The sequence below is a fragment of the Helicovermis profundi genome, assembly GCF_033097505.1.
Taxonomy (GTDB): Bacteria; Bacillota; Clostridia; order Peptostreptococcales; family Acidaminobacteraceae; genus Helicovermis; species Helicovermis profundi.
Genome location: NZ_AP028654.1, coordinates 881,848 through 893,920 on the forward strand (window position 1 = coordinate 881,848; position 12,073 = coordinate 893,920).

General features: G+C 27.7%; 11 protein-coding genes, 1 pseudogene and 1 other annotated feature. Of the genes and pseudogenes, 7 read left to right on the top strand and 5 right to left on the bottom strand.

Annotation, left to right across the window (positions count from 1 at the left end):
* Positions 1–53 precede the first annotated feature (53 nt).
* On the bottom strand, positions 54–632 hold the full coding sequence (gene rbr / locus AACH12_RS03790) for a rubrerythrin (RefSeq protein ID WP_338536748.1): 579 nt from the start codon (positions 630–632) through the stop codon (positions 54–56).
* Positions 633–810: 178 nt separating this feature from the next.
* Here rbr and AACH12_RS03795 point away from each other — a divergent pair, with 178 nt between their 5' ends.
* From AACH12_RS03795 to argH, 4 genes and pseudogenes are all read left to right on the top strand, one after another.
* Positions 811–1,644 carry a GNAT family N-acetyltransferase gene (locus tag AACH12_RS03795; protein WP_338536749.1) on the top strand — a complete coding sequence of 278 codons (834 nt, stop codon included), beginning with the start codon at positions 811–813 and terminating at the stop codon, positions 1,642–1,644.
* Positions 1,645–1,711: 67 nt separating this feature from the next.
* Positions 1,712–2,872, top strand: a complete 1,161-nt coding sequence (locus AACH12_RS03800) for a sensor domain-containing diguanylate cyclase (RefSeq protein ID WP_338536750.1) — start codon at positions 1,712–1,714, stop codon at positions 2,870–2,872.
* 61 nt (positions 2,873–2,933) lie between these two features.
* Positions 2,934–3,160, top strand: a binding site (T-box leader).
* 127 nt (positions 3,161–3,287) lie between these two features.
* A pseudogene (locus AACH12_RS03805) lies at positions 3,288–4,472 on the top strand (argininosuccinate synthase); the annotation flags it as partial.
* 134 nt (positions 4,473–4,606) lie between these two features.
* Positions 4,607–5,986: an argininosuccinate lyase gene (gene argH, locus AACH12_RS03810; RefSeq protein WP_338536751.1), complete on the top strand. Its 1,380-nt coding sequence runs from the start codon at positions 4,607–4,609 to the stop codon at positions 5,984–5,986.
* A 91-nt stretch (positions 5,987–6,077) separates the two neighbouring features.
* On the opposite strand, the gene AACH12_RS03815 is transcribed toward argH, so the two are convergent.
* Complete coding sequence (locus AACH12_RS03815; RefSeq protein WP_338536752.1) at positions 6,078–7,427, bottom strand: MATE family efflux transporter; 1,350 nt, start codon at positions 7,425–7,427, stop codon at positions 6,078–6,080.
* Between the two features lie 322 nt (positions 7,428–7,749).
* Here AACH12_RS03815 and AACH12_RS03820 point away from each other — a divergent pair, with 322 nt between their 5' ends.
* Together AACH12_RS03820 and AACH12_RS03825 are read left to right on the top strand one after the other, a co-directional pair.
* A complete protein-coding gene (locus tag AACH12_RS03820; protein WP_338536753.1) occupies positions 7,750–8,097 on the top strand; it encodes a cupin domain-containing protein in 348 nt (115 codons plus the stop codon).
* A gap of 80 nt (positions 8,098–8,177) precedes the next feature.
* Complete coding sequence (locus tag AACH12_RS03825) at positions 8,178–8,666, top strand: QueT transporter family protein (RefSeq protein WP_338536754.1); 489 nt, start codon at positions 8,178–8,180, stop codon at positions 8,664–8,666.
* 74 nt (positions 8,667–8,740) lie between these two features.
* On the opposite strand, the gene AACH12_RS03830 is transcribed toward AACH12_RS03825, so the two are convergent.
* From AACH12_RS03830 to AACH12_RS03840, 3 genes are read right to left on the bottom strand one after another with little or no spacing between them, the layout of a single operon-like run.
* Positions 8,741–9,541, bottom strand: coding sequence for a metal ABC transporter permease (locus AACH12_RS03830; protein ID WP_338536755.1), 801 nt, complete (start codon positions 9,539–9,541; stop codon positions 8,741–8,743).
* Positions 9,534–10,289: a metal ABC transporter ATP-binding protein gene (locus tag AACH12_RS03835; protein WP_338536756.1), complete on the bottom strand. Its 756-nt coding sequence runs from the start codon at positions 10,287–10,289 to the stop codon at positions 9,534–9,536. The genes AACH12_RS03830 and AACH12_RS03835 overlap by 8 nt, the downstream gene beginning before the upstream one ends.
* Positions 10,290–11,231: a metal ABC transporter solute-binding protein, Zn/Mn family gene (locus tag AACH12_RS03840; RefSeq protein WP_338536757.1), complete on the bottom strand. Its 942-nt coding sequence runs from the start codon at positions 11,229–11,231 to the stop codon at positions 10,290–10,292.
* A gap of 183 nt (positions 11,232–11,414) precedes the next feature.
* Between AACH12_RS03840 and AACH12_RS03845 the strand changes: the two genes are divergently transcribed.
* Complete coding sequence (locus AACH12_RS03845) at positions 11,415–12,059, top strand: TetR/AcrR family transcriptional regulator (protein ID WP_338536758.1); 645 nt, start codon at positions 11,415–11,417, stop codon at positions 12,057–12,059.
* Positions 12,060–12,073 lie beyond the last annotated feature (14 nt).

The following is a 12,073-nucleotide window of genomic DNA, read 5'->3' on the forward strand; positions in this document are numbered from 1 at the left end:
AAAGTCGGTTTTTTTATCGTTTTTTAAATGAATTTTAAAGTTCTAATAAATATTTAATAGTTACTTTCTTTTCTCTCAAAATAACCTTGTGGATGGGAACATGCTGGACAAACATTTGGAGCTGATGTTCCTTCATGAACATAGCCACATTTTCTGCACTTCCATTTTACATTTTCTTTTGAAGTAAAAGATTTATTATTTTCAATGTTTTTAGCGAGTTTTAAATATCTTGCTTCATGTTCTTTTTCAACTTTTAATATATTTTTAAATGCTCTTGCAATATCATCAAATCCTTCTGCTTTTGCAACTCTTGAAAATTCGGGATATAAATCTGTCCATTCTTCATTTTCACCAGCAGCAGCAGCTTTTAGGTTTTCTAATGTGCTTGCAATTTTTCCAGCAGGATATTTTGCGATTATTTCAACGGGTTCACCTGAAGGCAAGAATCTAAAAAATGTTTTAGCATGCTGCTCTTCGTTTAATGCAGTTTCTAAAAAAAGTGCGGATATTTGCTCAAATCCATCTTTTTTAGCTTGCTTTGCAAAAAAAGTATATCTGTTTTTAGCTTGAGATTCACCGGCAAAAGCTTTTAATAGATTTTTTTCTGTTTCAGTTCCAATTAATTTTGACATAATACCTCCTATAATTTTATTATATTAGTTATGCTTTACTATTATAGTTTATCATTAATAAATAAAATGTGCAGGATAAATTTAAAAAAGGTATGATTTTTTCTTGCAATATAATAAAAATATTGTTATTAGAATTTTGAAAGGTTATAATATAAACAAATATGAAAGTTGGTGACCTATGGTTAGAGTTGTAAATGAAGAGGATAGAAAAAATGTGTTAGAATTTTTATTAGTTGAGCCATCTATAAATATATTTATAATTGGTGATATTGAAAATGAAGGATTTAATAAAGATTATCAAACTTTATGGGGATATTATGATAGTGATAATGTGATTAAAGGTGTATTACTAAAGTATTATAATTATTTTATTGTTTATTATAATGATCAATTATTAGATACTTTAGAAGAGGAATTAATGATTATTGCCGAATTTAAAGAACTATTAAAAAGCTTTCCTGAATTAAATATTTTATCTGGAAAGTCTTCAATAATTGAAAAATTTTCTGACGTGTTTTACAAATCAACTATTAGAAGAGAATATTTTTTAGAATTATCGTCTAGTGAATTATTAAAAGAAAAAGATGCAAATGTGCAAATTGCAAAATTAGAAGATGCAAAAGCAATATATGACCTACGAAATACAATTATAGAATTTAGAAAAATAGGCCAAGTACCTTTAGAAAGAATTCAAAAAGAAATTTCTGAAAATAAGACAAAAATTTATTTTTATAAAAATAGAGAAGGAGAAATAATTTCATTAGCGCAGATAACAGCTGAAAACAAAGATTCGGCTATGGTGATTGGAGTATGTACCAAAGAAGGAGACAGAGGAAAAGGTTATGCAAGTAAATGCGTTTCTAATTTGGCAAGGGACCTTCTTTTAAAAAATAAAAAAGTATGCCTTTTTTATGATAATGAGTTAGCTGGTAAGATTTATCATAGATTAGGATTTGAAAATATTGGAAATTGGTCTATGCTTATAAATAAATACTATAGTAAAACAAATTAAAGTGTATTTTGATTTTATGAATACTAAAAATTATTACTTATTAAGTAAAATAGTTGGAGGAGGTAATATGACAAGAAAGCAAAAAAGAATTTCAATTTATTTTTTGGTATTGACAATTTTTCTTGAAACTACTTACATTATACATAATATATTAAATATCAAAGTTAGATTTTTTATGTTTATACTTCCAGCTATAACAGCCTTAGTATCGTATTACTTATTTGAGAAAACAGTTTTAAAATATAATAATAAATTTTCGACTAGCGATGATTCTAATAATGATATAAAAATGATAAAAAATTCTTCTGATGAAGATTCTGAATTATATACTACTATAAAAAAAATAAAAAAAGAATTTGAGGGTTATTTAGAATCTGCAAATATTATTTTTTTAATTCTTGGAGAAAAAGCAAAAATTAATATGATAAATAATAGAGGAGCAAATATTTTAAAGACAAGTAAGGAAAAGGTTTTAGGGAAAAATTGGATAGAAGAATTTGTGCCTTTAGAAATAAGATCTTCAGTAGAAGAAGTTTTTTATAATATTTATAGTGGCAGTGAAGAAATGGAAGAATATTATGAAAATGAAATTATTGCAAAAGATGGTTCTGTAAAAATACTTGGATGGTATAATACTGTTCTAAGAAATGATGACAATAAAGTTATTGAGATATTAAGTGTTGGAATTGATTTAACAGAAAAGAAAGAGCTTGAGAAAAAACTAAATGAAAAAGCTACAATCGATATAATGACAAATACCTATAATAGAAATGAAGGAATCGAGCTTTTTAAAAAACAATATCATATTGCTAAAAGAACAAAACAAAATTTGACAGTATGTTTTATTGATATAAATGGACTAAAAAAAGTAAATGATACAATGGGACATGATTTTGGAGATGAATTAATTACAATTGTTACCAAGGTTATTAATGACGAAGTAAGAGAATCTGATATTGTATCAAGATTAGGTGGAGATGAGTTTTTAATTGTATTTCCAAATACAACAATAGATGAGGCTGAAGTTGTACTTAAAAGAATTAATAATGAATATTCAGAACTAAATACTTTTGCAAATAGAGGATATGATATATCTGTTAGTTATGGCTACTCAGAATATCACGGAGAAGTTGAAAAAAGTCATGATAGCATAATTATTGAAGCAGATAAAAATATGTATAATATGAAAAAAAAATTTAAACAGTCTAAAAATATAAAAAATTTATAAAAAAATATTAAAAACTATTGACAGCATATTTATGCATGTGTATAATAAGAACAAGTTAAAAATAAAAACGTTTGAAAACTAGAAAATATATATGAATTTAGTTCAGCGATGCAATGTTGGTGTGAGATTGCACAATAATGATTATATTGAGAACTAGTTTGAGTTCCTCAAAAGAAATTAGTAAGTTGAGGCGGAATCCTTCCGTTATCATAAGGATAGGTATCGATTAATTTCCGTACTGATTAGAGTTATAAAAAAGGGTGGTACCGCGGATAATTCGCCCCTTATTTTTAGGGTTGATTACACAATAAGTTGAAAAAGTTCTTAATCTAAAAAGATTAAGGGCTTTTTTTTATTTTATTTTTCATATTTATACATATAGGTGTATAAATAAACGAAAGTGAGGGGTTATATTATGAAAGAAAAAGTTGTATTAGCATATTCAGGTGGACTTGATACTTCAGTGATATTAAAATGGTTAGAGGTAGAAAAAGGTTATGATGTTATTGCAGTATGTGTAGATGTAGGTCAAAAAGAAGAATATTCTGATATATGGAAAAAAGCACTTAAAACTGGTGCAAAAAAAGCTTATATTGTTGATGTTAAAGAAGAATTCGTTAAAAATTACCTATATAAGGGAATAAAAGCGGGTGCAATTTATGAAGATGATTACTTACTTGGAACTTCATTTGCAAGACCTCTAATAGCTAAAAAACTTGTAGAAATAGCTAAAATAGAGGGTGCTAGTGCTATTGCTCATGGAGCTACAGGAAAAGGTAATGATCAAGTGAGATTTGAAGCTGGAATAAAAGCTTTATCTCCAGAATTAAAAATTATTGCTCCGTGGAGAGAATGGAATTTAAAATCAAGAGAGGATTGTATTGAATATGCTAAGGAAAACAATATTAGTCTTACTGTAACAAAAAAGAATATTTATTCAAGAGATGAGAATTTATGGCATATCTCTCATGAAGGAGGAAATTTAGAAGATCCTTGGAATATTCATAGTGAAGATGTCTACAAATGGTGTGTATCTCCTGAAAAAGGGCAAGATGAAGTTGAAGAGATTTCCTTAACTTTTGAATCAGGACTTCCAATAAAAATAAATGGTATTTCTTACAGTCCGGTAGATCTTATTTATAAACTAAATGAAATTGGTTCAAAACATGGTGTAGGAATTATTGATATTGTAGAAAATAGATTAGTAGGTATGAAATCAAGAGGTGTATATGAAACTCCTGGTGGAACTATAATTTATGAAGCCCATAAATCATTAGAAAAACTTGTTTTAGATAGACAAACACTTTCTTTTAAAAAACAAGTATCTCAGAAATATGCAGATCTAGTATATGATGGATTATGGTTTTCACCCCTTAAGGAAGCTATAGATTCATTTATTGATTCAACTCAGGAGAACGTTACTGGTGAAGTTAAATTAAAACTATATAAGGGAAAATGCACATCAATTGCGACAAAATCAATGTATTCATTATATTCAGAGGAATATGTTACATTTGGTGAAGATGAAGTATATAATCAAAAAGACGCTGAGGGATTTATTAATTTATTTACTCTTCCATTAAAAATAAAAGCAATATTAAATAATAATCTTAATGAAAATAAAACTAATGAAATAGAGTTTGACAATATGTATATGTATGATAGTGAAACTTTAGTTGATTTTATTAAAGAAGATTTAGATGAAAAAATGTTTTCAAAATCAAAGGCTGCAATATGAAAATGTGGGGAGGAAGGTTCAGCGAAGAAAGTTCAAATTTATTAGAAATTTTTAATGAATCAATTTCATTTGATAAAGAAATGTATAAAGAAGATATTGAAGGATCTATTGCTCATGCTAAAATGTTAAATAAAATTGGTATATTTAATGAAAAAGAGCTTAGCCTAGTAGTAAATGCCTTAGATAAAATTAAGGATGAAATTTTACTTGGAAAAACTAAGTTTTCTACAAAGCTCGAAGATATTCATATGAATATAGAATATTTGCTTACAAAAGAAGTAGGTGAACTTGGTAAGAAACTTCATACGGCAAGAAGTAGAAATGATCAAGTAGCATTAGATGTAAAAATGTATACTAGAAAACAAACTGAAATGATAATAAAAAAAATTATTAAGTTGCAAAAAAAAATAATTAAAATATCAGAGAAAAATTATGATGTTATTTTACCTGGTTATACTCATTTGCAAAGAGCACAGCCAATTACTTTAGCTTTTTATTTTATGACTTACTTCAATATGTTAAAAAGGGATTATGAAAGATTTTCTAATTCTCTTGAAAGATTAGCCACTATGCCACTAGGATCAGGAGCACTCTCAGGAACTCCATATAATTCAGATAGATTTTTTTTATCAAAAGAATTAGGATTTGATATGCCAAGTGAAAATGCTCTTGATTCAGTGAGTGATAGAGATTTTATTGTTGAATTTCAAAGTAATTCCTCGATGCTAATGATGCACCTTAGTAGACTATCTGAGGAAATGATACTTTGGGCATCAAGTGAATTTGCTTTTATAGAAATATCAGATAAATATTCTACGGGAAGTAGTATAATGCCACAAAAAAAGAATCCAGATGCATTTGAACTAATTAGAGGTAAAACTGGAAGAGTATACGGAAATCTTTTTTCTATATTAACAGTTATGAAAGGACTTCCACTTGCATATAATAAAGATATGCAAGAAGATAAAGAAAGTTTATTTGATACAAGTAAAACAATAACAATTGTGCTTGAAGTTCTAGAAGACATGATTTCAGAAATAAAATTTAATAAAGAAAAAATGCTCTCTAGCGTCAAAGATGGATATCTAAATGCAACTGATCTTGCAGACTATTTAGTGACAAAAGGCTTAGAGTTTAGGAATGCACATTCTGTGTCAGGTAATTTAGTGAAATATTCTATAGAAAACAATAAAAGATTAGAAGAATTAACTATTAAAGAATTCAAAAGTATTTCTGAAATAATAGAAGAAGATGTATACGAATATATAAACGTCGAAAAATCAGTTAACAGAAAAATATCTTATGGAGGAAGTGGAAAAAAATCAGTAGAAAAATCAATAGAAAATGCCAAAGAATGGTTAAATAAACTGTATTAGAACTCTAAGGCATCGGATAAAGCTCCTAAAAGGTTAAAATCAAATAATAAAACGAAGCGCCTCACGGCAAAGCCGTTGAAGCGTAGTTTTACTATTTGATTTTTTTTCTTTGCCACTTACCTGTTTTATATATTATATATCCTACTATACAGATTATTAGGTTACTAAGTATCATAGCATACCATACAGAGTTTGTTCCAAGATTTGTATAATTTTTAAAAATAATTATCATTGGTATCCTAAGAGCCCAGAGTCTTCCCATCATCATAATCATAGCTGAAAGCGTATGACCAGAGCCTTGAAAAGTTCCAATTAATATCTGAAAAAATCCCATAAGAGGAATAGAAAGAGTGACTAGTATCAAATAGTATGTTCCTTGAGAAATAACTGAAGGATCACTAGAAAATAATTTTACAATTGGTGAAGCAAAATAAATTAGTATCATTCCACCAAGAACTAAAAAAGCAGTAGTAATTACAGTGCTTGAAAATACAGCTTTTTTTGCTCTTTTAGGGTTATCAGCTCCTAGGTTTTGTCCTACTATTGTTGCAAGTGCGCTACCAATTCCCATTGCAGGCATAAGTATAAGACTATTTATTCTATTTCCAATAGCAAATGCAGTTAGAGTAGCTTCTCCAAATGAAACAATAAAAATATTGAGAACCATAAATCCTACTGCCGTTGTAGATTGACCAATTGATGAAGGTATACCGATTTTAATAATTTTACTTAATAAGGATTTATCAATTAGTAGATGTTTATATGAAATGTAAAAATCATTATTTTGATTAAATAAAGTTAAAATAGCGTAAAGTCCAAAAATTGCTCTTGAGATAACAGTAGCAATTGCAGCACCTTTAACTCCCATATGAAAATAGAATATTAAAACGGGGTCAAGTATAATATTAAGTATCACAGATAATAAACCGATTATCATAGGTTTCACTGTATCTCCAAGACCAGATCTAATTGCGTTATATGAGAACATGGCAAACATTGTTGGTGAACCAATAAATATTATTTTCAAGAAAGAAGTAGAGTATAGTAGAAACTCACCTTTTGCACCCATAAATTTTAGAAGTGGGCTAGTTAGAAAAAAACCTACGACTCCAAGAAATATTGAAATCAAGAATGAAAAAGAAATAACTTGTCCAGTTACCTTTTTAGCATTTTCTAATTCATTTGCGCCTATATATTGAGATATAAGACTTGTACCAGCAATAGATACTCCCATTCCTATTGAAATCATAAAAAATATAACTGGCCAGATAAACTGAATAGATGCAATTTGTGTAGTTCCAAGTTTACTTACAAAATACGTGTCAGTAAGATTATAAATAGTTTGTATTAAATTGTTAGCCATTACAGGAAGAGCTAAAATTAGAATCATTCTGTTAATATTGCCATTTAGTATTAAATCTCTTTTGTTATTTAAACTCATTTTGCCTCCTTTCATAAATGAATTTATTGGGTTCAGAGGGAGTTTTTACTCCCACTGAATCTGATAAAACATAATCCCAGGCCTTTTTAGAGTTCTTTATCTCCCACTTTTTTAAGAAGTGGGGGTATTAGAACTCTAAGGCATAGGATAAAGAAAAATGTAAAAAATTATATGTAAAAAAAAATTTATATGATTATCTTTTGACTGAAAGTATAACATTAATAATATTATTAATCAAATTTATTTTAAAAAGGGTAGCCAGGTCTGTTTTAAAGCCAATAATATGTTATAATTTTATTAAAAGGATAGGAGGTGCTAAGTTATGGCTTTAGGGCATATTGACGAATTAGAAGGTAAAATTATTGAAAATGATGAAGTAAAAGGTGCTGTTATGAAAGTTTTAATTTCACCAGAAGAAGGTTGGGATAGTCATGTAATGAGAGTATTTGAAGTAGCTCCAAATGGATTTACTCCTAAACATACTCATGATTGGCCACATATTAATTATATAATTGAAGGTGAAGGTACTTTATTTTTAAGTGGAAAAGAGAATCCTATTAAAGCAGGTTCATATGCATATGTTCCTTCAAATGAACTTCATCAATTTAAAAATACAAGTAACAAAGCAATTAAATTTATTTGTATTGTACCAAAAGAGGGTCATTATTAAAAATAGTTGATAAATTTTTTTATTTAAGTTAAAATAATTTTTACTAGAAGATTGATTTAGATTAGTAAAGGAGAAAAAATTTGAAACTTAAACCAAGGGATATCACTAAATTAGGTATAGTTGCAGCACTCTACTTCGTTCTAACAGTATCTTTTGCTCCAATAAGTTATGGCAATATTCAGTTTAGAGTGTCAGAAGTATTAACACTATTTGCTTTTATTGATCCATTTTATATTTTGGCGTTAGTACTTGGAACATTTTTATCAAATCTATTTTCACCGCTTGGTGTGGTAGATATTATTTTTGGAACATTAGCTACATTTATAAGTGTTTATTTAATGAGCAAAACTAAAAATATTTTAGTAGCATCAGTTATTCCTGCTATTGTAAATGGTTTAATTATTGGAATTGAACTTTTCTATTTATTTAAAATTCCACTATTACTTGCAATGGGCGAAGTTGCTTTTGGAGAATTTGTTGTAGTATCAATAGTAGGTGTTACTATATTTAAATATGGAATATTAAACAATGAATATGTACTAAATATTATTAAAATCAAAAAAGATTAACTAAAAAACACCTAATATTAAGTGTCCTTGGCATAGGATTGCTTTAGTATTAGGTGTTTTTTGTAGGTAAATAATTATTTTTTAAATATTCTTAGTATAAAATAACAAGAAGCAGAAAAAATTATTATACTTGATCCTGATGGAATATTAAACGTATATGAAATAAATAAACCTATAAAAGTAAATAAGATTCCAAGTAGTATAGATAAAATCATAATATTTCTTAAATTTCTCGTAAATAATTTTGCTACTGAAGGTGGTATAGTCATTAAAGCAATTACTAAAATTATACCAACTAATTTTATAAGGGATACAATTGAAAATGACACTAATAGAAATAATCCAAAGTCAAAATAACTTGTATTTATACCGTGAATTCTAAGAAATTCATGATCGAATAGATAGCTTTCCCAGTATTTAAAAAATGGCAATATAAGAGCTGAAACGACTATAGTTGTTAATAACATTAAAGAAATATTAAATTTTGTAATAGTTAAAATATCACCAAATAAATAAGACGTCATATCAGGTGGATAGCCGGGTGCAATTGAAATAAAAAGAATTCCAAGAGACATTCCAACCGCCCATAGTATTCCAATAGCAGCATCATCTGACTTTGCATCGTTTTTTTTATGAACTAGGGTTAATCCTATGGCAGAAAGTGTAGATATTATATAAGCTCCGATTATAGGTTCGATTCCTAAAAAATAACCAAATCCTATCCCTCCGAAAGAGGTATGAGCGATTCCACCACTGAGCATAATAAGTTTCTTTTCTATAATAATAGTGCCAATAATTCCACATAAAATACTAGCAAGGATTCCTCCAATTATTGCATTTTGCATAAATTCATAAGTGAAAATTGAATTAATCATTTTTTTCCTCCTTATGAATTGATAGAACCCTATGAGGTACAGGTCCGTGCGAAATAACATCAATAGGACATCCATAAACTTCATTTAACATATTTGTTGTAAGTTTATTTTCATCATGGTAGTAGAGCTTTTTATTTAAGCATGCTATATCTTTTACATAAGAAGAGATTACATTTACATCATGAGAAACTAAAATAATTGCCTTTTCTTTATTTAATTTATGAAGTATTTCATAAATGTCTTTAGTAGATGTACTATCTAAACTTGCAGTTGGTTCATCTAAAATTAATATATCGGGATTAGTCATAAGCGCTCTTGCAATAAGAGTTTTTTGAAGCTGACCGCCGGACAGTTCATTAATATTATTATCTTTTATGTCTTCAATTCCAATTAGTTTAATAATATCCTCTGTTTTTTTATTGTCAGAATCGCTAAACTTAAAGAAAGGAATAATTTTATTTGATATTGAACCCATTTTAACGACTTCATTTACTGAAATCGGAAAGTTTTTGTCAAAATTTGAGAACTGAGGTACGTAGCCCAATTTTATTTTTGACTCTTTTTTTATAGTTCCAGAAATAGGTTTTATTAATCCTAAGATAGTTTTTAGTAAAGTAGTTTTTCCAGTACCATTTTGTCCAATAATTCCTAAAAAATCATGTTTTTTTATAGTTAGAGATACGTCATCTAAAATTATTTTATCAGAATATTTAACAGTAATATTTTTTAGTTCTAATAGAATGTCCATTTAATTTCCTTTCATAGAAGTTTCAAAAGTGTCTGCAAGGCTTTTTAAATTATTAATATAATCTTCGCTAAGTGGATTAATTTCAAGGGTTTTGCCTTTGATTTCATTAGCTATAAGTTTAGCTTGAGAGCTATCTATTTCAGCCTGATGAAATACAACTCTTATATTGTTTTCCTTTGCAAAATTAATTATTTTTTCAAGACCTTTTGGAGTTGATTCTTTTCCATTTTCTTCAATAGAAATCATATTTAAATTATATTCATCTGCAAAGTAACCAAGAGCAGGATGATAGATTATAAAAGTTTTATTAGGTAAATTATTCAGTTTTTCTTTAACATATAAATCAGCATCATTAATCTTATCAATAAATTTTTTGGCATTTTCATTATATAAATCTTTATTTTCTGGCATTAATTTTATTAAATTATCTCGAATAATTTCACTTATAAGTATATATCTTTTAGGTGACATCCAAATATGAGGATCACGTCCTGTGTGTTCATCTCCGTGAGATGAATCCACTGATGAATCAGTAGAAAAAAATACATTGTTTTTAAATGTTCTATCTGGATATTTTTCGCTAACTAATTTATTAAGATATATTATTTTAGGTGGATTTTTCATTGATTCAACTCTAGGCAAGATATTTGCAGTTTCACTAGCAACTCCAATTGAAAAATATAATTTAGAATTTTCAAGTTCTTCTAGTTCAGATGGCTTGGGTTGATAATTTGCAGGACTTGCGCCTAGAGGAATAGTAGGTATAATTCTTAGAGTATCACCAGCAATGGCTTTTACAATTGTAACTTCTGGCATAATAGCAACAGCAATTGTAGGAACATTTTCATTAAGTTTATTATTTTGCTTGCTTGGACTATTTGAACACGCACTTAAAGATAATATTAAAATCAAAATTAACGAAACTAATGTTATTTTTTTCATAAGAACCTCACTTTCTATGTATGGTAACTTGAGTATATTTTATACCCCAACATAGATAGTATAACGCAGATTGTAATGATTTCAAGAAGAAAATTAAAGTTGACAAGAAAAAAAAAGCTAGTATACTAATAAATGAGTGATTACTCACTTAATTATTGATGGTTGATTTTAGGAGCTGAGGATATGAAAACGAAAAAGAAGAAAAGCCAAATTACAGAAGATAAAATAATAGAATCCGCATTAAATTTATTTTCGGAATATGGCTATTCAGCAACACCAACGAGTATGATTGCAAAAAAAGCTGGAATTTCAGAAGGTACAATTTTTAAGTATTTTCCAAAGAAAAAAGATCTTTTGGTTTCAAGTCTTACTAGATTTATTGATAAATATGGGGAGAAACTTGTTATTTCACCACTCGAAAATAATTACCAAATACACAAAAACGAAAAATTCGAAGATTTAATTAAGGTAATTATTAAAGAAAGAATACGTTTGTTTATCAAACAAAGCGTTCCTATTAGGGTGCTACTAACCGAAGTACAATATCATGAAGAATTAAGAGAAATTGTAATAAACAAATTATCAAAAAAAATAATTTACTTTGGAACTAATATGATAGAAGATTATATAAAAAAAGGAGAATTAATTGATAAAAATTCACTTGTAATTTTTAGGAGTATTATGGGAGCAATTATGCTTATGGTTATTCAAAAGTTTACTGCACCAAATATTGGCCAAAATAATCTTAGCATGGACGAGGAAATTGATCTAATTGTGGATATCTTTTTAAATGGAATAAAGAACTCTAAGGCATCGGATAAAATATAAAAAAGAGGTGGTAA